Genomic DNA, 25,744 nt, shown 5'->3' with positions numbered 1-25,744 from the left:
GCCCCGTTACGGTGACGGCTCGTCGTCCCAGCCTGTAGTCCGGCCGTTCCTCGGTTCTGCTCGGGAGTTGCAAAGCTAATGCGTATCGGAGTGCTGACCAGCGGCGGTGACTGCCCCGGACTGAACGCGGTGATCCGCTCCGTGGTCCACCGGGGGGTGGTCGACCACGGCGACGAGATCATCGGGTTCGAGGACGGGTGGCGCGGGTTCCTCGAGGGCCAACACCGCCCCCTGACCCTGGACTCGGTGAGCGGCATCCTGGCCCAGGGCGGCACCATCCTCGGTTCCTCCCGGGTCCAGCCCAGCCACCTGCGGGACGGCGTCGAGCGGGCCAAGAAGTACTGCTCCGACCTCGGCCTGGACGCGGTCATCCCGATCGGCGGCGAGGGCACCCTCAAGGCCGCCAAGCTGATGAGCGACGCGGGCCTGCCGATCGTCGGCGTGCCGAAGACCATCGACAACGACATCGCCGCCACCGACGTGACCTTCGGCTTCGACACCGCCGTCTCGGTGGCCACCGAGGCGCTGGACCGGCTGAAGACCACCGCCGAGTCGCACCAGCGGGTCATGGTCGTCGAGGTGATGGGCCGGCACACCGGCTGGATCGCGCTGAACGCGGGCATGGCGGCGGGCGCGCACGCCATCGTCGTCCCGGAGCGCCCGTTCCACATCGACAAGCTCACCCAGGTCGTCCGCGAGCGCTTCGACCGCCAGAAGAAGTTCGCGATCGTGGTCTGCGCCGAGGGCGCCAAGCCCGAGCCCGGCACCATGCACTGGGAGGAGGGCACCAAGGACATCTACGGCCACGAGCGGTTCACCGGCATCGCCACCCAGCTCTCCCGCGAGCTGGAGCACCGCCTCGGCAAGGAGGCCCGCCCGGTGATCCTCGGCCACACCCAGCGCGGCGGCACCCCGACCGCCTACGACCGGGTGCTCGCCACCCGCTTCGGCTGGCACGCCGTCGAGGCCGTCCACAAGGGCGCCTTCGGCCACATCACCGCGCTCCAGGGCACCAACATCAACCTGGTGCCGCTGGCCGAGGCGGTCGCCGAGCTGAAGACCGTCCCGCAGGAGCGCTACCTGGAGGCCGAGACGGTCATCTGACCGCCGCCTTCCCCCCAGGCCCCCGGACCGCCCCGCGCGGCCGGGGGCCTGCGCTTTCGCCGGTTCCGGTGGGCACCCCGCTGCCCCGCCCGCTAGCGTGGCCGCAGGAGCCGACTGGAAGGACCGGGCATGGAGATCCTCGCGTACGGGGTGCAGGCCGACGAACAGCCGCTGCTGGAGCGGGCCTTCACGGGCCGGCACTCCCTCCGCACCCTGGCCGTGTTCCTGGACCGCGACACCGCCCCGCTCGCCGCCGGCTACCCCGCCGTCAGCAGCAGCGTCAACGCCGTCCTCGACGCCGAGACCCTCGCGGTCCTCGCCGCCGGCGGCACCGAACTCATCGCCCAGCGCTCCACCGGCTTCAACAACATCGACCTCGACGCCGCCGCCAAGCTCGGCCTCACCATCGCCCGGGTCTCGCACTACAGCCCGTACTCGGTCGCCGAACACGCGTGGGCACTGGCCTTGGCCGTGAACCGGCGCCTCACCCGCGCCGCGAGCCGCTCGCGCGAGTTCGACTTCCGCCTCGACGGCCTGCTCGGCCGGGACATCCACGGCATGACCGTCGGCGTCATCGGCACCGGCAAGATCGGCGAGTGCTTCGCCCGGATCGCCGCCGGCTTCGGCACCGAGCTCCTCGGCTGGGACATCGCCCCCAACCCGGCCTGCCTCGACCTCGGCATGCACTACACCGAACTCCCCGAACTCCTGTCCCGCGCCGACCTGGTGAGCCTGCACGTACCCCTGCTGCCCGCCACCCACCACCTCATCAACGGCGTCGCCCTCGCCCGCATGAAGGACGACGCGATCCTCATCAACTCCAGCCGCGGCGGCCTCGTCGACAGCGCCGCCCTCGTCGAGACCCTGCGCGCCGGGCGCCTCTCCGGCGTCGGCCTCGACGTCTACGAGGAGGAGACCGGCGTCTTCTTCACCGACCGCTCCATCCAGGGCATCACCGACGACACCCTCGCCCGCCTCGTCACCTTCCCCCAGGTCCTCGTCACCAGCCACCAGGCCTACTTCACCCACACCGCCGTCGGCCAGATCATCGAGGCCACCGCCCGCAACATCGACGACTTCGCCGCCGGCCGCACCAACGAGAACACCCTCGTCCCGAAGAGCTGACCCCGCGAGGAGTCGGCGCGCGACCGACGTTCACGGTGGGGGTCCATCGCTACGTGCCCTGCCCGGCGCCATGCGTGACGCACCGCCAGTTCAACGACACCGGCAGGGGCCGGCACCCGACACCACCGGCGCGCGAGCGGGGCCGGCCGGCCGGCGGCGGTGCCGGCCGGCCGCCACGCGTCGTCAGGCGAGGTCGAGCAACTGCTCGTAGAAACCGCCGAACCCACGCTCCCGGTCGACGAAGTGCAGTTCCAGGATCCAGTGGCACACCTGTCCTCGACGGTCGGTCCCTCGCAACGGGGTGGTGTTCTCCGGAGTGATGTACGAATCCGTCTTCACGCCGTCGTTGACTTCGTGCGGGAACTCCCCGACGAGGTGTCCCGCGTGCCAGATGCCCAACTCCCAGCCCGCTTCCGCGACGAGCCGCTCGACCTCGGCGTGCAGTTCACGACCGGTGACCTCCGGGTGCCCGGCGAAGAACGCCCGGCCCGCGTCGAAGATCCGGGGCAGGTCGCTCAGCAGCCGGTGCTTGCGGGGATCGTCGCCGAACACGTACGTCCGGCCGAAGTCCGCCTCGTACTCCTCGAAGATCGGGCCGAAGTCCGCGAAGGCCACGTCGTCCGGCCCGATGACGCGATCCGGCGGATTCTCCTGGTACGGCGCGAGGGTGTTCGGGCCCGAGCGGATGATCCGCTTGTGCCAGTGCTTGGTCGTACCGAACATCTCGTTCGCCAGGTCCCTGATGCGGTCGCTCACCTCGCGCTCGCCCGCACCCGGCGCCACCAGGCCCCGCGCCTCCACCTCGGCGAACAGCGCCAGGGCCTTCTCCTGCGCCAGGACCAGACCCTCGGCGCGCCGCGCTTCCAGCCCCGCCCGGTCCACCTGTTCCACCTGTTCCGCCATCATGCTCCCCATCCCCTCGTGTGCGATTCTTCGGCCCGACCTCGTACGAGGCGTCACTTCCAAATCCGCCGCACCTGCCAGGCGAATGCGTCGAACAGCATCGCATGTGCGAGCAGACGCAAGTCTCCCCGTCCTCGGTGCGGGGTCGGCTGCGGCCGGGTGGCCCTCCCCCGGACGAACAACGCCCGCACCATCCGTACCCGGCCGGCCGGGGCGCCCACTCTCGAAGTACCGCGCGAAACAGGTCCCGGACACCGCCGGCGCCGACTGCGCCCTCCCCCGCGGCACCACGGCCCTAGCCGCGCCCTAGCCGAGCACCTCGCGGTACCAGGCGGCGGCTTCCGGGAGGCGGGCCAGCGGGCCGGGTCCGGGCGAGCAGGCGGTGAGGCGCCAGATCCGCTCGCTGCGGTACCAGTGGTCGCGGGCGATCAGGCCGAACTGGCGCTCGGAGACCCGGCCGGGTGCCGCGGCCAGCAGCCGGCGGCACTCCTCCCACGGAACGGCCGGGCCGTCCGGGGCGGGCAGCAGGCCGAGGGCGGCCAGGGCCGCGATCAGGTCGCCGCCACGGACCGGCTCGGGGTGCGAGGCGTGGTGCACGCCCGGCGGGACGGCGTGCCCGTCCAGGGCGAGCACGGTGATCAGCCGGGCCAGGTCGGTGCGGTCCACGACCGAGAGCCGGGCGTTGCCGCCCTCCCAGCGGACCGGCACCCGGCGGACGAGTTCGGCCAGCGCCGGCACCACCCAGCGGTCACCCGTCCCGAGGACCAGTCCGGGGCGCAGCACGTGCCCGCCGGCCGCCAGCGCGTGGCGCTCGCCGAGCAGCCGGGTGCGGCTGGCCTCGGACACCGGGGCGGGCGGCACCTCGTCCACCTCGATGCCGGAGTGCGGGCCCTCGCCGTAGACCGCCGCGGTGGAGAGGTGGACGATCCGCCGTACCCCGGCGCGGGTCGCGGCCGCCATCAGCGCGGCGGTGCCCCGGTCGTTCACCGCCTCGCACTCCCCGGTGCCGCCGCCGACCCGGGAGGCGAGGTGCACCAGCACGTCCGCGCCCGCGCAGAGCTCCGCGAGCGCCGCCGGGTCGGCGAGGTCGCCGGCCACCCAGGCGGCGCCCGCCCAGGCGTCCTCCGGCGGCCTGCGGGCCAGCGCCCGCACCCGGACGCCGCGCGCCGCGAGGGCCGCCAGCACACCGGTGCCGATGAATCCGGTCGCCCCGGTGAGCGCGACCGCGGGCCCTGTCGCGAGCCGTGCCGCGGACCCGTGTTCCGTTGCCATCTCCGACTCTCCCTGCCGACCGGACGACCGAGGGGCACCCGGCCGGTCAGTCTAGCCAGGCGGGCCGCCGCTGGGGAGGCACCCGTACGGAGGGGGTGGGGGCACGGCCCGAGGTAAGGCCCACCTAGGCTGTATGTCAAGCAAAACGGGCGAACCGGACCCGCACCAGGGACCACGAGGACGGAAAGCAGGACCCGCCGATGGGCGACGGAATGTCAGGCATGCACCACCACGGCGGGATGACCCAGCTAGGCCCGTTCACCTTGTCCAACCTGTGGACCTGGTCCCCGGACTGGTTCTTCCTGCTCGGCGGTCTGCTCGTCCTGGGGCTGTACGCGGCCGGCGTGGTGCGGCTGTACCGGCGCGGCGACCGCTGGCCGGTCGGCCGGATGGTCGGCTGGGCGGCGGGTGTCGCCAGCATGCTGCTGGTCACCTGCACCGGGCTGAACGACTACGGCATGGCGCTCTTCAGCGCGCACATGATCCAGCACATGGTGCTCTCCATGCTGACGCCGATCCTGCTGCTGCTCGGCGCCCCGATCACGCTGGCGCTGCGGGCGCTGCGCCCGGCCGGCAAGGGCCGTCCGCGCGGGCCGCGCGAGCTGCTGGTGGCGCTGCTGCACAGCCGGTACGTCCGGATCATCTCGCACCCGGCGTTCACCATCCCGATGTTCATCGCGAGCCTGTACGGGGTCTACTTCACCCCGCTGTTCGACTTCCTGATGCAGTACCGCCTCGGGCACATCTTCATGATGGTGCACTTCCTGCTCACCGGTCTGGTCTTCTTCTGGCCGATCATGGGCGTGGACCCCGGTCCGCACCGCCCAGGCCACGTGATGCGGATCATCGAGCTGTTCATGGGGATGCCGTTCCACGCCTTCTTCGGCGTGGCGGTGATGATGGCCGGCCACCCGCTGGTCACCACCTTCACCTTGGAGGGCGCGCCACCCGGGACGAACCTGCTGGAGGACCAGAAGCTGGCCGGCGGCATCACCTGGGCGTTCGGCGAGATCCCGACCGCGATCGTGCTGATCGCGCTGGTCTACCAGTGGATGGGCTCCGAGCAGCGCCGGGCCCGCCGCAGCGACCGCTCCGAGGAGCGCACCGGCGACGCCGAGCTGGAGGCGTACAACGCCTACCTGGCCTCGCTGCACAAGCGCGACCGGCGTGGCGGCACGGGGACGGTCACGGCCGCCCCCGCCGCCCCGGTCACCGGCGTCGCGCCGGCGGCCGACGTCGGCTGAGTCCGGCGCCCGCCTCGGAACCCCCGTTCCCGGGAACCCCCGTTCCACCTGCGGAACGGGGGTTCCGCCGTTTCCGGCCCGCACCGGAACGCTCGTTCCGCAGGGGCCGCCGGAACGGTGCCTCCGCCGTACGCGTTCGAACAGACATGCACGTCCTGCTGTTCGTCGCCGTCCTGCTCTGCGGGTCCGTCCTGCTCTGGCTGCTCGGCTTCCTCGGTCTGGCGCTGCACCAGCGCCGCCGGTCCGCACCGGCCGGCTCCGACTTCCTGGTGGTCCTGGGCGCCGCGTTGCACGGCTGTGAGCCGGCGCCGCCGCTGGCGGCCCGACTGGACGCCGCGCTGGAACGATTCGCCGTCGAGGAGGCCGCCGGATTCGCCCCCCTGGTCCTGGTGACCGGTGGGAAGGGGCCGCACGAGGAGTGCACCGAGGCCGCCACGATGTCCCGCTACCTGATCGCCCGGGGCATCCCGGCCGAACGGATCCGGCGCGAGGAGCGGGCCGTGAACACCGCCGAGAACCTGCGCTTCAGCGCCGCCCTGATGGCCGCCGAGCGCCCCGGCTACCGCTGCACGGTGGTCACCAACGGCTTCCACACCGTCCGCTCCGCCCTCGCCGCCCGCCGGGCCGGCGCCCCCGCCGCCGTGCTCGGCGCGGACGGCCCGCTGGCGCACGGCCCGTACCTCCTGCTGCGCGAGGCCGTCGGCACCGCCCTCGCCCTGTTCGACCGTCCCCGCGCCGCGTCCGGGTCGCCCCTGAGCCGGGCCTGAGCCCGCCGCCCGCGCCCGGGCAGCCGCAGGCCCCGGGTCCGCACTCGCGGACCCGGGGCCTGGTGTCAGATCGACTCGGCCGGCTTTCAGCCGAGGTTGGCGAGCGCCTCGTTGAACGTCTTGGACGGACGCATCACCGCGGCGGCCTTGGCCGGGTCCGGCTGGTAGTAGCCACCGAGGTCGACCGGCGAGCCCTGGACGGCGATCAGCTCGTCCACGATGGCCGACTCCTGCTCGGTCAGCGTCGCGGCCAGGCCGGCGAAGGCCTGGGCCAGCTCGGCGTCGACGGTCTGCCCGGCCAGCTCCTGGGCCCAGTACATCGCCAGGTAGAAGTGGCTGCCGCGGTTGTCGATGCCACCGAGGCGGCGGCTCGGCGACTTGTCCTCGTTGAGGAAGGTGCCGGTGGCACGGTCCAGGGTGTCGGCCAGCACCTGGGCGCGGGCGTTGCCGGCGCTGGTCGCCAGGTGCTCGAAGCTGGCGGCCAGCGCGAAGAACTCGCCCAGGCTGTCCCAGCGCAGGTAGTTCTCCTTGACCAGCTGCTGGACGTGCTTCGGGGCGGAGCCGCCGGCGCCGGTCTCGAACAGACCGCCGCCCGCCATCAGCGGGACGACCGACAGCATCTTGGCGCTGGTGCCCAGCTCCAGGATCGGGAACAGGTCGGTCAGGTAGTCACGCAGCACGTTGCCGGTCACCGAGATGGTGTTCTCGCCGCGGCGGATGCGCTCCAGCGAGAACTTGGTGGCCTCGACCGGGGACTTGATCTCGATCTGAAGGCCGGTGGTGTCGTGCTCCGGCAGGTACTGCTTGACCTTCCCGATCAGCACCGCGTCGTGGGCGCGGTCCTCGTCCAGCCAGAACACCGCCGGGTCGCCGGTGGCGCGGGCGCGGGTGACGGCCAGCTTGACCCAGTCCTGGATCGGCAGGTCCTTGGTCTGGCAGGCGCGGAAGATGTCGCCCGGCTGGACGGCCTGCTCCAGCACCACGGTGCCCTCGGCGTCGACCAGGCGGACGGTGCCCGCGGCGGCGATCTCGAAGGTCTTGTCGTGCGAGCCGTACTCCTCGGCCTTCTGGGCCATCAGGCCGACGTTCGGCACGGAGCCGATGGTCGCCGGGTCCAGGGCGCCGTGGGCGCGGCAGTCGTCGATGACGGCCTGGTACACGCCGGAGTAGCTGCTGTCCGGCAGCACGGCCAGGGTGTCGGCCTCCTTGCCGTCCGGGCCCCACATGTGGCCGGAGGTGCGGATCATGGCCGGCATCGAGGCGTCGACGATGACGTCGCTCGGCACGTGCAGGTTGGTGATCCCCTTGTCGGAGTCGACCATGGCCAGGGCCGGTCCCTCGGCCAGCTCGGCCTCGAAGGAGGCCTTGATCTCGGCGCCCAGGTGCGGCACGCCGTCGAGGCCGGCCAGGATGCCGCCGAGGCCGTTGTTCGGGTTCAGGCCGGCGGCGACCAGCGCCTCGCCGTACTTCGCGAAGGTCTTCGGGAAGAAGGCGCGGACCACGTGGCCGAAGACGATCGGGTCGGAGACCTTCATCATGGTGGCCTTGAGGTGCACCGAGAACAGCACGCCCTCGGCCTTGGCGCGGGCGATCTGCGCGGCCAGGAACTCGTTCAGGGCGGCGACGCGCAGCACCGAGGCGTCGACGACCTCGCCGGCCAGCACCGGCACCTTCTCGCGCAGCACGGTGGTGGTGCCGTCCTCGCCGAGCAGCTCGATGCGCAGGGCACCGGCGGCGGCGATCACGGCGGACTTCTCGGTGGACCTGAAGTCGTTCTCACCCATGGTGGCGACGTTGGTCTTCGAGTCCGCCGTCCAGGCACCCATGCGGTGCGGGTGGTTCTTGGCGTAGTTCTTGACCGACTGCGGGGCCCGGCGGTCCGAGTTGCCCTCGCGCAGGACCGGGTTGACGGCGCTGCCCTTGATCTTGTCGTAACGGACGCGGACGTCCTCGTCCTCGTCGGTCCGCGGGTCGTCCGGGTAGTCCGGCAGGGCGTAGCCCTGGGCCTGGAGCTCGGCGATCGCGGCCTTGAGCTGCGGCACCGAGGCCGAGACGTTCGGCAGCTTGATGATGTTGGCACCCGGGGTCTTGGCCAGCTCACCCAGCTCGGCCAGGGCGTCGCCGATCCGCTGCGCCTCGGTGAGACGCTCCGGGAAGCTCGCGATGATCCGCCCGGCCAGGGAGATGTCACGGGTCTCCACCCGCACGCCCGCGGTCGAGGCGTACGCCTGGACCACCGGCAGGAACGAGTAGGTCGCCAGGGCCGGAGCCTCGTCGGTGTGCGTATAGATGATGGTCGAGTCAGTCATCGGTACTCCGCTTCGCGTCTCCAACGTCTTGACGTCAAGATATCTCGTCCCGGGGCCCCAGCTCCACCTCCCCCCGGTTCCGAACGCACTCCGGTCCCTTCCGGAGGCGCTCCGGCGGGCCGGACGGGGGCGATTCCCGCCGTCGTCCGAGCCGGACGAGGGGGCGGACTCCACGGTCGTCCGGGTCGGGGGGCGGGGCAAGCGGAGCGCCCGGCCGGTGGTTTGGTCCACTCGGGTGAGCCGGACGTCAGGAGTGCGTCAACGCACCGCCCCATTCGGTCAATGCCGCGTCAGGACAGGCGACGCCGGGGCCGGGCCGCCCTAGCGTCGAGGCAGTAGTTCCGGCAGGCACCACCACCCCACCCGGGAGCATCCGCATGGCCCGCGACGTCTGGCACGTACCGGTCTCCACCTCCGGCACCGGAAGCACCACGGCACTCCGCCTGTTCCGTCTGCGCGACGGCCGCCGCTGCGCGGTCGGATTCTCCAGCCCGGAGGGCCTCGCCGCCCTCCTCGGGCCCGACCAGGCGTACACCGAACTCGGCGAGCCCGCCCTGCGCGGCCTCATCGCCCCGCTGGGGATCGACACCCTGGTGCTGGACCCAAGGCTGGTCGCCCCGTCCGTCGCCCTCCCTCCCGTCGCCCTCCCTCCCGTCACCACCCAGGCGACGCCGCCCGTCCCGCCCCTGACCCCGGCCACCCAGCTCCAGCGCCGGTGAGCGCCCCGCTCCGGCTCGTCCCGGGCGGTCCCGGCCCGGCGCCCCGGCCGGCCCGGTCGCTGCACGCGATCGCCCGGATCAGCCACGGCCCGGTCCCGCTCGACTTCGACCGCCTCGCGGCGGAGTTCCCGGCCGTCCAGAGCGGCCTGGCCCTGGCCGGCGAGGCCGACCTCGAACTGCGCCTGGCCTGCACGGGACCCGAGGAGTTACGGGCGGTCTCCGCCGCCCTGCACCGCGCGGGCGCCGCCAGGGTGCGCATCGACCTCGTGCTGCGCGCCCTCACCCCGGCCCCGGTCACCCTGCGGCCGGTGCCCTGACCGGCGCCGGTACGGTCCGCGGACCCCGCTCCCCTCGGCGAACCGGGAGAGGGGCGGAGCACCGGGCTTTCCGGCCGCTCACTCCTCCCCGGGGCGCGGATCCGGGTTGACCGCCTGGCCGTCGACGGGCTGCCCCCAGCTGTCGTCCCCGAGCGCGTCGACGCAGTAGCCGCTGCCCTCGACGTGCCCGCCCGCGCCCCGGCACTGGTCGGCGGTGACGTCCCGGCGCCCGCTCACCACCGTCGCCGGGCCGGCGGCGGCGACCACCGCCCCGGCGACGGTGGTGAGCAGGAGGACGGAGGCGGTCGCGGCGGCCACCCGGGCCGGGAGTGAGCTGTTCATGCGGACCACGAGAGCACGCCGCCGGGCCCCGGGCGACCGTACGACGCCCGCCCGGGTGGCCGCCGGAGCGGCTACTCCCGCGCCAGCGCCGCGATGGCCGCGAGCAGCAGCGCCGAGCCCGCCAGCAGGCCCGCCGTCAGCGGCTCGCCGAGGAACAGCACGCCGATCACGGCCGCGGTCGCGGGCTCCAGCAGGACCAGCACCGCGGCCGTCGTGCTCGGCACGACGGTCAGGCCGGTGAAGTACCAGCGGTAGGCGAACAGGGTGGGCACGGTGCCCAGGAAGAGCAGCGCCACCCCGGTCACCGCCGGATCCCCCGCCGTCGGCAGCAGGCCCTGGACGCCCTGGACGGCCGCGAGCGGGAGCAGGAGGAGCAGCCCGGTGGTGAAGGCGCCGGTACCGGCCCTGGCCGAACCGCCGCCCCTGGCCCAGAGGGTGAGGCCGCTCTGGCCTGCGCCCGCGAGCACGGCCAGCGCGACGCCGAGGGCCGGTCGCGGGCCCGCCGCCGGGGCGGCCACCAGCAGGGCGAGGCCGCCCAGGGCCAGTGCCACGGCGGCGGCCGCGCGACGGGTGAGGCGCTCGCCGAGCAGCAGGTGGGCGCCGAGGCTGGTGAACACCGGCCCGGCGCCGATGGTGACCAGGGTGCCGAGGCCGAGGCCCGCGTACCGCACCGAGCCGAAGTAGGCGCACTGGCTGACCGCCAGGCCGAGCCCGGTCAGCACGGCGGCCCGCCACCGGGCGGCAGCCCGCCCACCGCGGGGTTCACGGTTCGGCAGCAGGGCCAGGCAGAGCGCGGCGACGCCGAAGCGCCAACAGGAGACGCCCGCCGGGCCGAGCCCGCCGGTGCGCATCAGCAGCGCGGACACGGCGCCGCCCACGCCCCAGGCGACGGCGGCGGCGGAAATGGACAGGAGGCCGTGCCGGAAGGGCACGGCAGCGTACGAGGTCATGCGTCGGTACTCCACGATGGGTTGCCGGTTCGGGTCCGCTGGGTGCGCGGGCGGCAGTCATCGCCCCGGCCGCGGGCAGCTCCCGTCGGGCCGGAGTGGGTGGAGTGGGCCGCCCGCTAGCGGGCCGGCGGGGGGAGGATCACGAAACGCACGGAGCCAGCGTACGCCCGTCCCGCTCGCGGGGTCCGCGATCTTCCCTCGTCCACGAACGGGACGTACCGTCGGCCCTGACCGGGGCTCCCACCGGCCGGAACCCCCGGCGGCCGGACCCCGGTGGAGCACACCACTCGACGAAGGAGCGGAACACGATGGACCAGCTGACGTACGACGAGGTCGAGGCCGCGGGGAAGCGGATCTCCGGACGGGTGCGCCCGGTGACGGTGGCGCCGGGGGACGACGGGGGGCGGACCTGGCTGGCCCTGGAGTTCCTCCAGCACACCGGCAGCTTCAAGGCGCGCGGCGCGCAGAACTTCCTGCTCGCGCACGCCGAGGCGGGCACCCTCCCGGACGCCGGCGTGACCATCGCCTCGGGCGGCAACGCCGGGCTGGCCTGCGCCTGGGCGGCCCGCGAACTCGGCGTCCGGGCCACCGTGTTCCTGCCCGAGACGGCCTCCCCGGTGAAGCTGGCGCGGCTGCGCTCGTACGGAGCCGAGGTGCGGCTGGCGGGCCGGCAGTACGCGGAGGCGCTGCTGGCCTGCGAGGAGTTCGCGGCCGGCAGCGGAGCGCTGTCCTCGCACGCGTACGACCACCCGCTGATCGCGGCCGGCGCCGGGACGGTACTGACCGAGATCCGCGACAGGGTGCCGGGGCTGGACACCGTGGTGCTGTCGGTGGGTGGCGGCGGGCTCTTCGCCGGGGTCGCGGTGGCGGCCCGCGAGCACGGCGTCCGGGTGCTCGCCGTGGAGCCGACGGGCAGCCGCGCGCTGAACGCCGCCCTGGCCGCGGGCCGCCCGGTGGACGTCCCGGTCGACTCCGTCGCCCAGGACTCGCTCGGTGCCCGCCGGGCCACCGCCCTCGCCGTGGCCGAGGCCGCGCACGAGGGCGTCCGCTCGGTGCTGGTCGACGACGAGGCCATCGTGCGCGCCCGCCGGCAGCTGTGGGAGGACCGCCGGATCGCCGTCGAGTACGCGGCCGCCACCGCCCTCGCCGCACTCGACCAGGCCGCGGGCGAGCGCGTCGCCGTCCTGCTCTGCGGCGCGAACACCGACCCGTCCGATCTGGTGGATTAGTCCGGCGCCGCTATACGGAGACCACTATTCCCATCATCGAATAGACCGTCTATCATGCCGCCCCGCGCGGCACAGTCGAAATTCGCGGCAGATCGATCGAATACGTAAGAGATCGGAGGCAATCACGGCCCCTACCTGCAAGGATCTCCGGAAAAGAATGTAAACATTCAGTAATGAAATCTGTGCAAGGGCACCTGAAAAGTCCTACTGTGTGGCAACTCTCATCGCTCCACCCACCCCGGAGCCCCCACCCACAGAGAGATCGTTCATGGCTTCCCTCAACCAGATCTCGCCGCCCGACCAGGGCACCGACTCCTCATCCGGAACCCCGCACCGCTCACTGCGCCGCCACGTCGGCCTCATCGGCCTCATGTGGGCCTCGGTCGGCTCGATCATCGGCTCCGGCTGGCTGTTCGGTGCGAAGGAGGGCGTGATGGCGGCCGGCCCGGCCGCCGTCGTGTCCTGGGGCATCGGCACGGTCGCGATCGTGCTGCTCGCGCTCGTGCACGCCGAGCTCGGCAGCATGTTCCCGGTCTCGGGCGGTACCGCGCGGTACCCGCACTACGCCTTCGGCGGCCTGGCCGGCATGTCCTTCGGCTGGTTCTCCTGGCTCCAGGCGGCGACCGTCGCGCCGATCGAGGTCGAGGCGATGATCGGCTACGCCCGGCACTGGTCCTGGGCAGGCGGCCTGCTCAACGACAACAACACCCTCACCGCCAGCGGCTTCGCCGTCTCCACCGTGCTCATGGCGGTGTTCGTCGCGGTGAACTTCCTGGGGGTGCGCGTCCTGGCCCGCACCAACAACATCGCCACCTGGCTGAAGATCTTCGTCCCACTGCTCACGATCTTCGTGCTGGCCCTGACCAACTTCCACGGCTCCAACTTCACCTCGCACGGCTTCGCGCCGTTCGGCGCCCAGGGTGTGCTCGCGGCGATCAGCACCAGCGGCATCATCTTCGCCCTGCTCGGCTTCGAGCAGGCCATCCAGCTCGCCGGTGAGAGCCGCAACCCCAAGCGCGACATCCCCCGGGCCGTGCTCGGTTCGGTCGCCATCGGCAGCCTGATCTACACCCTGCTCCAGGTCGTCTTCATCGGCGCGCTGCCCGTCAGCTCCTTCGCCAACGGCTGGGACAAGCTCGACTTCCCCGGCATCGACGGCCCCTTCGCCGGCCTCGCCACCGTGGTCGGCCTCGGCTGGCTGGCCTGGGTGCTCTACATGGACGCCGTGATCTCTCCCGGCGGCAGCGGACTGATCTACACCACCTCGACCTCGCGCATCTCCTACGGCCTGAGCCGCAACGGCTACGCCCCGCAGCGGTTCGAGGAGCTGGACAAGAACGGCGTGCCGTGGTTCGGCCTGGTCATCGCCTTCGTCACCGGTGTGATCTGCTTCCTGCCCTTCCCGAGCTGGCAGGAACTGGTCGGCTTCATCACCTCCGCCAGCGTGCTGATGTACGCCGGTGCCCCGCTGGCCTTCGGCGCGATGCGCCGCCGGCTGCCCGGGCACGAGCGTCCCTACCGGCTGCCGCTGGGCGAGCTGATCTCCCCGGCCGCGTTCGTGGTCTCCAGCCTGATCATCTACTGGTCCGGCTGGCACACCCTCTCCCGGCTGGGCATCGCGATCGTGCTCGGCTACCTCCTGCTCGGCAGCTACGCCGCGTACGCGATCAGGAAGGGGCTGCCGAACGCGCCCCGGCTGAGCTGGAAGTCCGCCCAGTGGCTGCCGCCCTACCTGGTCGGACTGGGCCTGATCTCCTGGCAGGGCAGCTTCGGCGACGGCACCGGCAACATCCCGATGTGGGTCGACATGGCTCTGGTCGCGGTGTTCTCGCTGGTCATCTACTACTGGGCGATCCGGGTGGCGCTGCCGACCGAGGCGATCGAGCAGGAGATCGCCGACGTCGAGGTGGTCGACGAGGGCGGCCACTGAGCACCGACGACCGACAGGAGGGGCCCGCCGGGCGTGCGACCGGCGGGCCCCTCCGCGTTCCCCGGGGCTACAGGCTCAGCAGCGTCCGCAGCGCCGTCGTGAGTTCGGCCTCCGCGTCCTGCGGCGGGCCCGGCGAGCGCCACGCGACGAAGCCGTCCGGGCGGACCAGCACGGCGCCCTCGGGGCCGACGCCGTGCAGCGCGGCGAAGTCCGCGCCGGGCTCGGGAGCCAGGTCGTCCTCGGCCCCGTCGCCGATCCGGTAGCCGTCCAGCGGGACGGCCAGCCGGTCGGCCGCGCGCCGGGCCCCCGCCTGCCAGGCACCGCCCTCGGGACCGGTGAGCAGCACCATCGCCTGCTCGTACAGGTCCAGCGCGGAGAGCCGCACGCCGGCACGCAGCAGCCACTGGTGCGGGGCGCGGCTGCCCGGCTCGCCCGCCGACTCGAACCGCTCGGGGACGACCGGCGCGGTCCGGTCCGCCCCGATCACCGCGCCCACCGGGTAGCGGTAGCCGAGCGCCACCGCCAGCACCCCGGTCTGCCGCCCGACGCCGGGCACCACCGTGTAGCCCGGGTGGCTGTGCTCGGCGGAGCGGGCCGAGGCGCGCTCACTGGTCACCTCGGCGACCGGGCGGCGCTCCTGCCCGTACGTCTCCAGCAGCCCGGGCCCGGCCCAGCCGCACAGCACCGCGGAGATCTTCCAGGCCAGGTTGTGGGCGTCCTGGATGCCGGTGTTGGAACCGAACGCCCCGGTCGGGGACATCTCGTGGGCGGAGTCCCCGGCGAGGAACACCCGCCCGGCGCCGTACCGCTCGGCCACCCGCTCGGCGGCGTGCCAGGGGGCCCGGCCGGTGACCTCGACGTCCAGCTCCGGCAGGCCGACGGCGGTGCGGATGTGCCGCTCGCAGCGCTCGTCGGTGAAGGCCTCCAGCGGCTCGCCCTGCTCGGGGTGCCAGGGCGCGTGGAAGACCCACTCCTCCTGGTTGTCCACCGGCAGCAGCGCGCCGTCCGCCTCCGGATTGGTGAGGTAGCAGGCGATGAAGTGCCGGTCGCCGACCACCTCGGCCAGCCGCTTCGCCCTGAACGTGATGCTGACGTTGTGGAACAGCTCGCCCCTGCCGCTCCGGCCGATGCCCAGGTGCTCGCGGACCGGGCTGCGCGGGCCGTCCGCGGCGATCAGGAACTCCGAGCGCACCACCCGCTGCTCGCCGGTCTCCCGGCTGCGCAGCACCGAGGTGACGCCGTCCGCGTCCTGCTCGAAGGAGACCAGCTCGGTGCCGAACCGCAGCTCGGCGTCGAGTTCGCGGGCGGCGCGCCGCAGCACCGGCTCCAGGTCGTTCTGGCTGCACAGGCACCAGGCGCTGGGGCTGAAGCGGGCCAGCCGGCCGCCCGGGTCGATGTCCCGGAACAGCCACTCCTGCTCGGCGCCGGTCAGCGAGGGGGCCTGGAGGATGCCGTGGTTCGGGGCGAGGATCGAGGCCGCCTCGCGGATCGCCGGCTCGATCCCCGCCACCCGGTACAGCTCCATGGTGCGGACGTTGTTGCCGCGCCCGCGCGGGTGGTGCGACGTGTCGGCGTGCTTCTCGACCAGCAGGTGTCCGACCCCGAGCCGACCGAGGAAGAGCGAGGCCGACAGCCCGACCAGCGAGCCGCCCACGATCAGGACCGGCACCCGGTCCTCAACCTTCGGATTCATCAATTGCTCCGCCCTGTCAGGGGATTCCGCGGCCCGGCGACTGGGCCCGGCGCCGCCCTCGACGGGCCCGCCCAGCCGGGGGCCCCGCTCTTCCATCCCCCGCCCGAGGGGGACCGTGGCGCCCCTTCCCCCGGATGGCCCGCAAATCTCGCGCCGCGCCCGCCGCGCCGCCCACGATCGACCTCAGGCCTGGCGCCGACCGCCCGGCCGACCCGCCGTCGCACCGCCTCCCAGGCCGGGGAGCACCCGCCGGGCACGGCCGAACGGCCCGCAGCGTGCGGCCCAGAGCAGAAAGTGGATCATGACAACTCTGTCCGAACCCCAGCCGAAGCAGCAGGACGAGGCCGACAGCCGGCTGCGGGTGGTGCTGATGCTGGAGATCCAGGACGGCGCCCAGCAGCGCTTCCTCGACGTGTACGAGCAGCTGCGCCACCAGGTGGCCTCGGTCCCCGGCCACGTCAGCGACCAGCTCTGCCAGTCGATCAACGACCCGCGCCAGTGGCTGATCACCAGCGAGTGGCGGGACCAGGAGACCTTCCTGGAGTGGGTGGACAGCCCGGCCCACCGGGAGATGGTCAAGCCGATGCACGGCTGCGTCAGCGACAACTTCCGCTCGCTGCGCTACACCGTGCTGCGCGAGACCTCGGCGGCGGGCTCGACCGGCACCCGGGCCCCGATGGAGGTGCCGCCCGGCCTGCCGCGCACCGCGCCCGCCGGGCACATCGGCCCGCCCAAGGCCGCACCGGGCCCGGACGGCGTGGTCCGCCACGCGCTGACCTTCACCGTCAAGCCGGGCAGCGAGCCAGAGGTGGCCCGCATCCTCTCCGGCTACGCCTCCCCCCGGGCCGAGGTGGACGAGCACACCCGGCTGCGCCGCACCTCGCTGTTCATGCTCGGCAACCGGGTGGTCCGGGCCGTCGAGGTGGTCGGCAACCTCGGCGACGCGCTGCGCCACGTGGCGATGCAGCCCGAGGTGCGGGCCGTCGAGGAGGCGCTCAACCCGCACCTGGAGGAGGCCCGCCTGCTGGGCGACCCGCAGGCCGCCCGGGCGTTCTTCGCCAAGGCCGCGCTGCCCGCCCGGCACCAGGCGATCGCCAGCTCCCCCGCCTCCGCCCGGCTGCACCGGCACGCCGTGCTCTACCCCGTCCGGCCGGGCCGGGGACAGGCCGTGGCCGAACTGCTCGCCGAGCACGACAACCTGGCCACCGCCGACCCGACCGGGCCGGTCGCGGCGGCCACCGTCTTCCACCGCGAGGACGTGGTGGTGCGCCTGGTCGACCTGCGGGTGCCGGCCGAGGCGGACCCGGCGGCCGCCCTCGGCGTGGCCGACGACCGGCAGGCCGCCGTGCTCGCCGGGCTGCTCGACCTCGGCCCGCACGGTGACCTGCGCACGGCCGCGGGGCTCGGCGCCTTCCTCGCCGCCCGCGCCATGAACCCCGTCACCGACCGCAGTTCCGCCGACCCGATCAACAACTGACGCTGCGTCACTTCGCTGCCGCGTCACCGCCGCGGCGGCTCCCCCGGAGGTAGACCACCATGACCACGCAGTACCCACGGATCGTCAGCGTCCACGAGGCACCGGAGAACCGCCGCCACGGCGCCGAGCTGCGCACCATGCTCACCCCGACCAGCTGCGGTGCGACCAGCGGCTTCATGGGCCTGGCGATCGTCAGGCCCGGCGAACGGATCGGCGAGCACTACCACCCGTACTCCGAGGAGTTCGTGTTCGTCGTCTGCGGCGAGCTGGAGGTGGACCTGGACGGGAAGCCCCACCCGCTCAAGCCCGACCAGGGCCTGATGATCCCGATCGACATGCGCCACCGCTTCCGCAACGTCGGCGACACCGAGGCCCGGATGGTCTTCCACCTCGGCCCGCTCGCCCCGCGCCCCGACCTCGGCCACGTGAGCACCGAGGGGACCGCGGCGTCCGGGCCTCCGGAACACGCCAAGGTGGGCTCGTGACCCGGCGCGTCGCCGTCACCGGGATCGGTGTGGTCGCGCCCGGCGGGGTCGGCGTCCCGGCGTTCTGGGAGCTGCTCACGGCCGGCCGCACCGCGACCCGGGGCATCACACTCTTCGACCCCACCGGGTTCCGCTCCCGGATCGCCGCCGAGGTCGACTTCGACCCGGCGGCCCACGGGCTGGGCCCCGAGGACGTCCGACGGGCCGACCGCTACGTGCAGTTCGCGATGGCCGCGGCCGACGAGGCGATCACCGACGCCGGCCTGGACCTGGCCGCCGAGGACCCGTGGCGGATCGCCGTCTCGCTCGGCACCGCCGTCGGCGGCACCACCCGGCTGGAGCACGACTACGCCCTGGTGAGCGCGGCCGGCGCGCGCTGGGACGTGGACCACCGGCAGGCCGAGCCGCAGCTGCACCGGGCCTTCGCGCCCAGCACGCTGGCCTCCGCGGTGGCCGAGCGGACCGGCGCGCACGGCCCGGTGCAGACCGTCTCCACCGGCTGCACCTCGGGGCTGGACGCGATCGGCTACGGCTTCCAGGCCGTCGAGGAGGGACGCGCCGACATCTGCGTCGCCGGCGCCTCCGACTCCCCGATCTCGCCGATCACCGTCGCCTGCTTCGACGCCATCAAGGCGACCAGCGAGCGCAACGACGACCCGCGGCACGCCTCCCGCCCCTTCGACGCCGACCGGGACGGCTTCGTACTCGGCGAGGGCGGCGCCGTCCTGGTGCTGGAGGAACTGGAGCACGCCCGCCGCCGCGGCGCCAGGATCTACGGCGAGATCGGCGGCTTCGCCACCTTCGGCAACGCCTACCACATGACCGGCCTCACCAAGGAGGGGCTGGAGATGTCCCGGGCGATCGACGAGGCGCTCGCCCACGCCCGGGTGGACCGCACCGCGGTGGACTACGTCAACGCGCACGGCTCGGGGACCAAGCAGAACGACCGGCACGAGACCGCCGCGGTCAAGCGCTCGCTGGGCGGGCACGCCTTCAGGACGCCGATGAGCTCGATCAAGTCGATGGTCGGGCACTCGCTGGGCGCGATCGGCGCCATCGAGGTCGTCGCCTGCACCCTGGCGCTCACCCACGGCGTCGTGCCGCCGACCGCCAACTACGAGACTCCGGACCCGGAGTGCGACCTCGACTACGTGCCGCGCACCGCGCGCGAGCTGCCGCTGAGCCACATCCTCTCGGTCGGCAGCGGATTCGGCGGATTCCAGTCCGCCGTCGTGCTCAACAGAACGGGGTGAGTTCCATGACGTCACGTCAGCAGGGCCGCCGGGCGGTGGTCACCGGCCTCGGCGTGGTGGCGCCGAACGGGGTCGGGGCCGACGCCTTCTGGAAGGCCACCAGGCAGGGCGTGAGCGTCCTCGACCGGATATCCCGCGAGGGCTGCACCGAGCTGCCGCTGCGGATCGCGGGCCAGGTCGACGGGTTCGATCCGCGGTCGGTGATCGACAACCGCTTCCTGGTGCAGACCGACCGTTTCACGCACTACGCGATGGCCGCCGCCGACCTGGCGGTGACGGACGCCGGCTTCCGGCCCGACCCCGAACAGCCCTTCGCGGTCGGCGTGGTGACCGCGGCCGGCTCCGGCGGCGGCGAGTTCGGCCAGCGCGAGCTCCAGCAACTCTGGGGCCAGGGACCGAAGTTCGTCGGCCCATACCAGTCCATCGCCTGGTTCTACGCGGCCAGCACGGGACAGATCTCGATCCGCGGCGGCTACAAGGGCCCGTGCGGGGTGGTCGCCGGCGACGAGGCCGGCGGGCTGGACGCCCTCGCGCACGCCGCCCGGGCGATCGAGCGCGGCACCGACGCGGTGGTGGCCGGCGCCGCCGAGGCCCCGCTGGCGCCGTACTCGATGGTCTGCCAGCTCGGCTACCCGGAACTCAGCCTGGCCGACAGCGCCGAGCGGGCGTACCTGCCGTTCACCCGGCAGGCCTGCGGCTTCTCCCCCGCCGAGGGCGGCGCGATGCTGCTGCTGGAGGACGAGGAAGCGGCCCGCCGGCGCGGCGCCCGCGTCCGGGCGCGGCTGGTCGGGCACGGCGCCACCTTCACCGGGGCCTCCCGCTGGGAGGAGTCCAGGGAGGGGCTGGCCGCCGCGATCCGGATCGCGCTGGACGAGGCCCGCATCGCGGCCGAGGAGGTCGACGTGGTCTTCGCGGACGCCCTGGGCGTGCCGGCCGCCGACCGGGCCGAGGCCCTGGCGCTGGCCGACGCGCTCGGCCCGGCCGCCGAACGGGTCCCGGTCACCGCGCCCAAGACCGGTACGGGGCGGGCCTACTGCGGCGCCCCGGTGCTCGACGTGACCGCCGCCGTGCTGGCCATGGAGGACGGCGTGCTGCCGCCCACCCCCAACGTCACCGAGGTCTGCCACGACCTCGCCCTGGTGACCGGCCGCGCCCGTCCGGCCGAGCTGAACACCGCGCTGGTGCTCAGCCGCGGGCTGATGGGCTCCAACTCCGCGCTGGTGCTCCGGCGCGCGCGGCCCTGACCCACCGGCCGCGAACCACCGGCCGTGAACCACCCCGTCACACCTCCGAAGGGACACCCCGTGAGCAACACCCTCAGCTATCCGGACCTCGCCGACCTGCTCCAGGCCCGGGCCGGGGTCACCGTCGACCCGGACGACCTGGCGGAGCCGGGCGCGGAGTTCGACACGTTCGGCATCGACTCGCTCGGCCTGCTCGGCGTGGTCGGCGAACTGGAGAACCGGCACGGCCTCAAGGTCACCTCGGGCGCCGAGTCGGCCAAGACCCCGGCCGAGTTCCTGGAGCTGGTCAACTCCTCCCTCGCCACGAAGGCCGGTGCCTGAGATGCCCGGACACACCGACAACGAGATCGTCATCGCCGCCCCGCTCGACCTGGTCTGGGAGACGACCAACGACCTGGAGAACTGGCCGCAGCTGTTCAGCGAGTACGCCTCGGTGGAGGTGCTGGACCGCCAGGGCAGCCTGGTGCGGTTCCGGCTCACCATGCACCCGGACGACAACGGCCAGGTGTGGAGCTGGGTCTCCGAGCGGGAGCCCGACCGGGACACGCTCTCGGTGCGCGCCCGCCGGGTCGAGCCCGGACCGTTCGAGTTCATGGAGATCCGCTGGGAGTACGCGGAGGTGCCGGCCGGCACCAGGATGCGCTGGATCCAGGACTTCGCGATGAAGCCGACCGCCCCGGTCGACGACAAGGGGATGACCGCCCACATCGACCGGAACTCGAAGGTCCAGATGCAGCTGATCCGGGAGAAGGTAGAGAAGCGGGCGGCGGAGCTGTGACCGGCGCGCACCGGGCGCTGATCGTCGCCCGGATGAAGCCCGGGGCCGCGCCGGGCATCGCCGAGGTGTTCGCCGAGTCCGACCAGGGCGAGCTGCCGCACCTGATCGGGGTCACCGGTCGCAGCCTCTTCCAGTTCGGCGACGTCTACCTGCACCTGATCGAGGCCGACCGACCGCCGGGACCGGCCGTCGCCAAGGTCCTCGGGCACCCCGAGTTCCGGACCGTCAGCGACCGCCTCACCGCGTACGTACAGGCGTACGACCCGGCCACCTGGCGGGAGCCGAAGGACGCGATGGCGCGGGAGTTCTACCGCTGGGACCGCTGATCCGGCGCTCCCCGACGGGCCCGCCCCCGGCCGTGTGCCGGGGGCGGGCCCGGGTGCGTCCTGACCGGCCCGCCGACGGCGGGATTCACCCGGTCGGCCGGGCGATCCGGGTGAACACGCCCGGGACTCCACCCGAAGGGCCCACGCTCCGTACCGGCGCTGCCACACTCCGGTGGCAGGCGGCCGCACGGTGGATGACGGTGGATCAGGCGCACCCCCCGCGAGTCCCCTTGCCCGGCACCGTGTCGGCAGTCGCGGTCCTGCGCGCCGGAAGGATCATCCTCATGCGTTCTGCACGCACGCTGCTCGCCGGGGCGGCCGTCGCCGCCGTGCTCACCGTCGGCACCCCCATCGCCTTCGCCGACGGGGCCGCCGACCAGGGCAAGAACCTGACCTGGCAGGAGAAGCAGGACAAGACCGAGAAGACCTCCGACAACTCCAAGGGCACCGACGACAAGAGGAGCGGTGCCGCCTCCGACGAGCACAAGGGCACCGAGGCCAAGGGCACCGAAGCCAAGGGCAGCGACGAGCACAAGGGCACCGAAGCCAAGGAAGAGGACCACAAGACCCCGCACGGCGGCGTGCACACCGGTGGCGGCGGCCTGGCGCTGTCCGGCAGCGGGCTCGCCTCCGGCGCGGTGCTGCTGCTCGGCGGCCTCGGCGCGGGCGCGTACGCCCTGCGCCGCGGACGCCGTTCCTCCGGCGCGGTCGCCTGACGCCGGTCACCCTGCTTCCGCCGCCTCCGGGCGCCTCCCCGCACGGGGCGGGCGCACCGGGGGCGGCGGGCCGTCGTGGAACCGGTCGAGCGGAGGACAGGAATGACGGACGGTCCCGCCCCTGGAATGCCCCGGCTGCTGCGCGCGGGGATGGGCGCGGCAGCGGTCGGGCTGCTGCTGATCTACAACTCGGTGGACACCGGGTCGGACGCGGACGGGTCGCAGGACCGGGCCGCTCCCCCGGCCGCCGCCGCACCCGCCGTCCCCGGGCCTTCGGGCGCCGCCGACGCGGGCCCGGCACCGGCCGCCGCACCGCAGTCGCCGGCGCTCGGCCGGGCCAAGCCGACCCGGCTGCGGATCCCGCAGATCGCCGTGGACGCGCCGTTCACCGAACTGGCCCTCAACCCGGCCGGACAGCTCGACGCGCCGCCGCCGGACGACAAGAACCTGGTCGGCTGGTACCGGGACGGCGTCACCCCCGGGGAGCGCGGCAGCGCGGTCGTCGCCGGGCACGTGGACACCAGCAAGGGCCCGGCGGTGTTCCTGCTGCTGAGCCTGCTGCTGCCGGGCAACAAGGTCGAGGTGAGCCGCGCGGACGGCACGGTCGCGGTGTTCACGGTCGACTCGGTGGAGACCTTCGCCAAGGACGCCTTCCCCGACGGGAAGGTGTACGGCAGGACGCCGGACGCCCAGCTGCGGCTGATCACCTGCGGCGGCACGTACGACAAGAAGCGGCGCGACTACCTGGACAACGTCGTGGTCTTCGCCCACCTGGAGTCCTCGCACCCGGGCTGATCCGGCCTCGCCCCCGGTGTGGACGCGCGCGGCCGCCGGCCCCCGTACGTCGGGGCCGGCGGCCGTCCGTGCGTACGGCGGCGGCTCAGCCGCTCACGATGGCCTCGAAGGCGTGCAGGTACGGGTTGACCGGGCGGACCGCGGTGACCGTCAGCCCGGCCTCCGCCATCAGCCCGGCCATGCTCTCCTCGGAGTGCTTGGCACCGCCCACGTTGAGCATCAGCATCAGGTCCATGGCGGTGGTGAAGCGCATCGACGGGCTGTTGTCGACCAGGTTCTCCACCACCACGACGCGGGCGCCGGAGCCGGCCGCCTTCACCACGTTGGCGAGGGTGCGGCGGGTGCTGTCGTCGTCCCACTCCAGGATGTTCTTGATGATGTAGAGGTCGGCGCGGACCGGGATCTCCACCCGGCAGTCGCCCGGCACCAGACGGGCCCGGGCGGAGAAGGCGCCGCCGTCCCGGAGCCTGGGATCGGCGCCGGCCACCACCTTGGGCAGGTCGAGCAGGGTGCCGTGCAGCGCCGGGTGCTTCTCCAGCAGGCTGGCCAGGACGTGGCCCTGGCCGCCGCCGATGTCCGCCACCGAGTCGATGCCGGTGAGGTCCAGGTACTCGGCGAAGTCCACGGCGGACTGCCGGCTGGAGGTGGTCATCGCCTTGTCGAAGACCTTCGCCGAGTCGCCCGCGTCGCTGTGCAGGTAGTCGAAGAACTCCTTGCCGAACAGCTCGGGGAAGACGTTGCGGCCGGAGCGGACGGCCTCGTCCAGCCGCGGCCAGGCCTCCCAGGTCCACGGCTCGGTGCACCAGAGGGAGATGTAGCGCAGCGAGTTGGGGGCGTCCTCGCGCAGCAGGCGGGACATCTCGGTGTGCTCGAAGCGGTCCTCGCCGGTCTCCGCGAAGATCCCGTAGCAGGCGAGCGCGCGCAGCAGGCGGCGCAGCTGGCGGGGCTCGGTGTCGAGCGTGGCGGCGAGTTCGGTGACGGTGGCCGGGGTGTCGCCGAGCGCGTCGGCGGCACCGAGCCGGGCGGCCGCGCGGACGGCGGCGGCGCAGGCGGCGCCGAAGACGAGCTCGCGCAGGCGCATCGCGGCCTGGGGAGTGGTGTGGGCGGGTGCGGTGGTCATGGCTGGGCTCCTCGGGTCCTGGGGGTTCCTGGGCGGCGGGCGGCGCGGGGGCGGCCGACGACGCGGGGACCGCGGGCGGCGCGGGGCGCGGGCAGCGGGGGCGGCGAGCGGCGCGGGAGGGCCGGGGTTCAGCAGCGGCCGGCCGGTTCGGAGCGCTCGCAGGTGTTGCGGGCGAAGGTGTTGTCGGCGCCGGCGTCGCGGTCGGCGAGGTCCGCCGGGCCGTTGCCGCTCAGGTGGTTGTCGGTGACCACGGCGCGGGCGTTCGAGACGCCGACGACGCTCCTGAAGAGGACGATGCCGCCGGAGAAGTCGGAGCTGCCCGTGTTGTCGCGCACCTCGTTGCCGGTCACCCGGGCGTCCTCGGTGCCGGTGAGCACGATGCCGGCGCCCTGGATGGCGCCCAGACGCGGGTTGGCCGGGCAGAACCTGTTGTTGCCGAGGACGGTGTTGCGCCGTACGTCGAGGTCCCCGGCGCGCGGCGTACCCTCGTCGCCGACCACGAAGACCCCGGCGCAGTTGCCGCTGATCCCGTTGTCCTGGACGGCCAGCCCGCGCAGCCGGCGGACGGTGACGCCGACCCGGTTGCCGGTCAGCTCGTTGCCCTCGACCAGGGTGCCGCCGGCGTCGGGCGCGCCGCCCTCGCGGTAGGCGTAGTTGGCGAGGAAGACGCCGGACTGGCCGTTGTCGGCCGAGCGGTTGCCGCGGATGACGGCCCGGGTGGACATCTCCTGGCTGATGCCCTGCTGGGCGTTGTCGTGGACGTAGGTGCGGCTGACGGTCAGGCCGGTGGTGCCACTGGCGTCGATGCCGTTCTTCCGGAAACCGGTGACGGCGAGGCTCTCGATCGTGACGCCCGGCAGCGGCTGCTCCTCGGTGCCGGCCACGCAGATGCCGTGCCCTGCGGTGGCACAGGCGTTCTCGGTGCCGTCCCCCGGGGCGATCACGCTGTCGGCGCCGGCGCCGCGCAGGGTGAGGCCCGGGGTGGTGATGCGGACGCTGCCCCGGTAGGTGCCGACGAACAGCTGGACGGTGTCGCCGGGCCCGGCGGCGTCGACGACCTGCTGGATCGACTGGCCGGGCTGGACGAAGCGCAGCTGGCCGCCGAGGTCGGCGTGGGCCGCGGGGGCGGCGACCAGCGCGGTGAGGACGGTGGTCAGGGCGGTGGCGGCGGCGGTGGCCGCGGCGAGGTGGTGGACCCGTCGCGTGGGCATGTGTGGTGACCTGTCTCTTTCGGCGCGCGCGGTGTTCGTGCTGGTGTCGGGGTCTCCCGCACGGTCCGGCGGTGTGGGCTGACGCGCTGTGCGCGGGCGGTGACGGCCGGTGGGTGCGGCCGTGTCGACGGTACGGTCGGCCGGGTGGGCCCGCCACCAGGGCTGGGCTGCGGGACTGACGGGGCGTCGACCGGGCGTGGGAGGGTCCGGCGTGGCGCGGGGAGGGGCGCTCGGGCGTGGCGTCCGACCGGTGGCCGGGCGTGGCGCGGGCCGCGGTGGGTGACGGGGGCGGATGTGACGGCGCGGCCGACCGCGGGTGCGGTCGAGGGCGCCGGGGGGGGAGCGGCAGGACGGCTCAGGGCACGGCCGGCGCCCGTGCCAAAGAATGCCGACCCAAGAGGAACGACAACCCAGCCAAATGTCCAGCCACCCGGT

General features: G+C 73.6%; 25 protein-coding genes. 17 read left to right on the top strand and 8 right to left on the bottom strand.

Annotated elements, in window-relative coordinates:
• Window positions 1-78: 78 nt before the first annotated feature.
• Entirely contained in the window at window positions 79-1,104 is a 1,026-nt protein-coding gene (locus ACZ7C5_RS27495) for a 6-phosphofructokinase (protein ID WP_401085582.1), read from the top strand.
• Between the two features lie 129 nt (window positions 1,105-1,233).
• Window positions 1,234-2,229: a 2-hydroxyacid dehydrogenase gene (locus tag ACZ7C5_RS27490; RefSeq protein WP_401085585.1), complete on the top strand. Its 996-nt coding sequence runs from the start codon at window positions 1,234-1,236 to the stop codon at window positions 2,227-2,229.
• 183 nt (window positions 2,230-2,412) lie between these two features.
• On the opposite strand, the gene ACZ7C5_RS27485 is transcribed toward ACZ7C5_RS27490, so the two are convergent.
• Window positions 2,413-3,135, bottom strand: a complete 723-nt coding sequence (locus ACZ7C5_RS27485) for a M24 family metallopeptidase (RefSeq protein WP_401085588.1) — start codon at window positions 3,133-3,135, stop codon at window positions 2,413-2,415.
• Window positions 3,136-3,438: 303 nt separating this feature from the next.
• The gene (locus ACZ7C5_RS27480; protein ID WP_470323647.1) at window positions 3,439-4,404 is read right to left on the bottom strand and encodes an NAD-dependent epimerase/dehydratase family protein; all 966 of its coding nucleotides are present in this window, start codon (window positions 4,402-4,404) and stop codon (window positions 3,439-3,441) included.
• A 221-nt stretch (window positions 4,405-4,625) separates the two neighbouring features.
• On the opposite strand from ACZ7C5_RS27480, the gene ACZ7C5_RS27475 reads away from it, so the two are divergent.
• Complete coding sequence (locus ACZ7C5_RS27475; protein ID WP_470323646.1) at window positions 4,626-5,648, top strand: cytochrome c oxidase assembly protein; 1,023 nt, start codon at window positions 4,626-4,628, stop codon at window positions 5,646-5,648.
• 146 nt (window positions 5,649-5,794) lie between these two features.
• Complete coding sequence (locus tag ACZ7C5_RS27470) at window positions 5,795-6,415, top strand: YdcF family protein (RefSeq protein ID WP_401085597.1); 621 nt, start codon at window positions 5,795-5,797, stop codon at window positions 6,413-6,415.
• Between the two features lie 86 nt (window positions 6,416-6,501).
• Here the strand turns inward: ACZ7C5_RS27470 and ACZ7C5_RS27465 are convergent, their stop codons facing one another.
• Window positions 6,502-8,724: an NADP-dependent isocitrate dehydrogenase gene (locus ACZ7C5_RS27465; RefSeq protein ID WP_401085600.1), complete on the bottom strand. Its 2,223-nt coding sequence runs from the start codon at window positions 8,722-8,724 to the stop codon at window positions 6,502-6,504.
• A gap of 377 nt (window positions 8,725-9,101) precedes the next feature.
• Here ACZ7C5_RS27465 and ACZ7C5_RS27460 point away from each other — a divergent pair, with 377 nt between their 5' ends.
• Window positions 9,102-9,443: an SAV_915 family protein gene (locus tag ACZ7C5_RS27460; protein ID WP_470323645.1), complete on the top strand. Its 342-nt coding sequence runs from the start codon at window positions 9,102-9,104 to the stop codon at window positions 9,441-9,443.
• On the top strand, window positions 9,440-9,760 hold the full coding sequence (locus ACZ7C5_RS27455) for a hypothetical protein (protein ID WP_401085605.1): 321 nt from the start codon (window positions 9,440-9,442) through the stop codon (window positions 9,758-9,760). The genes ACZ7C5_RS27460 and ACZ7C5_RS27455 overlap by 4 nt, the downstream gene beginning before the upstream one ends.
• A gap of 78 nt (window positions 9,761-9,838) precedes the next feature.
• Here ACZ7C5_RS27455 and ACZ7C5_RS27450 read toward each other — a convergent pair whose 3' ends face one another.
• On the bottom strand, window positions 9,839-10,102 hold the full coding sequence (locus ACZ7C5_RS27450; RefSeq protein ID WP_470323644.1) for a hypothetical protein: 264 nt from the start codon (window positions 10,100-10,102) through the stop codon (window positions 9,839-9,841).
• A 71-nt stretch (window positions 10,103-10,173) separates the two neighbouring features.
• Window positions 10,174-11,052: a DMT family transporter gene (locus tag ACZ7C5_RS27445; RefSeq protein ID WP_401085611.1), complete on the bottom strand. Its 879-nt coding sequence runs from the start codon at window positions 11,050-11,052 to the stop codon at window positions 10,174-10,176.
• Between the two features lie 308 nt (window positions 11,053-11,360).
• Here ACZ7C5_RS27445 and ACZ7C5_RS27440 point away from each other — a divergent pair, with 308 nt between their 5' ends.
• Together ACZ7C5_RS27440 and ACZ7C5_RS27435 are read left to right on the top strand one after the other, a co-directional pair.
• Window positions 11,361-12,281 (top strand): threonine/serine dehydratase, encoded by a 921-nt coding sequence (locus tag ACZ7C5_RS27440; RefSeq protein WP_401085614.1) that lies wholly within the window; start codon window positions 11,361-11,363, stop codon window positions 12,279-12,281.
• A gap of 268 nt (window positions 12,282-12,549) precedes the next feature.
• Window positions 12,550-14,211: an APC family permease gene (locus ACZ7C5_RS27435; protein ID WP_401085617.1), complete on the top strand. Its 1,662-nt coding sequence runs from the start codon at window positions 12,550-12,552 to the stop codon at window positions 14,209-14,211.
• A 67-nt stretch (window positions 14,212-14,278) separates the two neighbouring features.
• Here the strand turns inward: ACZ7C5_RS27435 and ACZ7C5_RS27430 are convergent, their stop codons facing one another.
• A complete protein-coding gene (locus ACZ7C5_RS27430; RefSeq protein ID WP_401085620.1) occupies window positions 14,279-16,000 on the bottom strand; it encodes an FAD-dependent oxidoreductase in 1,722 nt (573 codons plus the stop codon).
• Between the two features lie 205 nt (window positions 16,001-16,205).
• On the opposite strand from ACZ7C5_RS27430, the gene ACZ7C5_RS27425 reads away from it, so the two are divergent.
• The 9 genes from ACZ7C5_RS27425 to ACZ7C5_RS27385 all read left to right on the top strand — a co-directional run bounded on the left by ACZ7C5_RS27425 (window position 16,206) and on the right by ACZ7C5_RS27385 (window position 22,978).
• Window positions 16,206-17,381, top strand: a complete 1,176-nt coding sequence (locus ACZ7C5_RS27425) for a SchA/CurD-like domain-containing protein (RefSeq protein WP_401085623.1) — start codon at window positions 16,206-16,208, stop codon at window positions 17,379-17,381.
• 59 nt (window positions 17,382-17,440) lie between these two features.
• Window positions 17,441-17,866, top strand: coding sequence for a cupin domain-containing protein (locus ACZ7C5_RS27420; protein WP_188297143.1), 426 nt, complete (start codon window positions 17,441-17,443; stop codon window positions 17,864-17,866).
• Window positions 17,863-19,119: a beta-ketoacyl-[acyl-carrier-protein] synthase family protein gene (locus ACZ7C5_RS27415; RefSeq protein WP_401085627.1), complete on the top strand. Its 1,257-nt coding sequence runs from the start codon at window positions 17,863-17,865 to the stop codon at window positions 19,117-19,119. Before ACZ7C5_RS27420 ends, ACZ7C5_RS27415 begins: the two co-directional genes overlap by 4 nt.
• A gap of 5 nt (window positions 19,120-19,124) precedes the next feature.
• Entirely contained in the window at window positions 19,125-20,363 is a 1,239-nt protein-coding gene (locus ACZ7C5_RS27410; protein ID WP_401085630.1) for a beta-ketoacyl synthase N-terminal-like domain-containing protein, read from the top strand.
• Window positions 20,364-20,423: 60 nt separating this feature from the next.
• Window positions 20,424-20,684, top strand: a complete 261-nt coding sequence (locus ACZ7C5_RS27405; protein ID WP_188297140.1) for a phosphopantetheine-binding protein — start codon at window positions 20,424-20,426, stop codon at window positions 20,682-20,684.
• A 1-nt stretch (window position 20,685) separates the two neighbouring features.
• On the top strand, window positions 20,686-21,141 hold the full coding sequence (locus ACZ7C5_RS27400; protein ID WP_401085632.1) for an SRPBCC family protein: 456 nt from the start codon (window positions 20,686-20,688) through the stop codon (window positions 21,139-21,141).
• Entirely contained in the window at window positions 21,138-21,467 is a 330-nt protein-coding gene (locus tag ACZ7C5_RS27395) for a TcmI family type II polyketide cyclase (protein WP_401085634.1), read from the top strand. The genes ACZ7C5_RS27400 and ACZ7C5_RS27395 overlap by 4 nt, the downstream gene beginning before the upstream one ends.
• A 284-nt stretch (window positions 21,468-21,751) precedes the next feature.
• A complete protein-coding gene (locus ACZ7C5_RS27390; protein WP_401085636.1) occupies window positions 21,752-22,183 on the top strand; it encodes a hypothetical protein in 432 nt (143 codons plus the stop codon).
• A 102-nt stretch (window positions 22,184-22,285) separates the two neighbouring features.
• On the top strand, window positions 22,286-22,978 hold the full coding sequence (locus ACZ7C5_RS27385; protein WP_401085639.1) for a class F sortase: 693 nt from the start codon (window positions 22,286-22,288) through the stop codon (window positions 22,976-22,978).
• Window positions 22,979-23,063: 85 nt separating this feature from the next.
• On the opposite strand, the gene ACZ7C5_RS27380 is transcribed toward ACZ7C5_RS27385, so the two are convergent.
• Window positions 23,064-24,098 carry a methyltransferase gene (locus tag ACZ7C5_RS27380; RefSeq protein WP_401085641.1) on the bottom strand — a complete coding sequence of 345 codons (1,035 nt, stop codon included), beginning with the start codon at window positions 24,096-24,098 and terminating at the stop codon, window positions 23,064-23,066.
• 128 nt (window positions 24,099-24,226) lie between these two features.
• A complete protein-coding gene (locus ACZ7C5_RS27375; protein WP_470323643.1) occupies window positions 24,227-25,309 on the bottom strand; it encodes a right-handed parallel beta-helix repeat-containing protein in 1,083 nt (360 codons plus the stop codon).
• Between the last annotated feature and the right edge of the window lie 435 nt (window positions 25,310-25,744).

The organism is Kitasatospora sp. NPDC036993 (assembly GCF_055607525.1).
The sequence above is the reverse complement of the archived record's forward strand: the minus strand, read 5'-3'. Positions and strand labels throughout refer to the sequence as shown.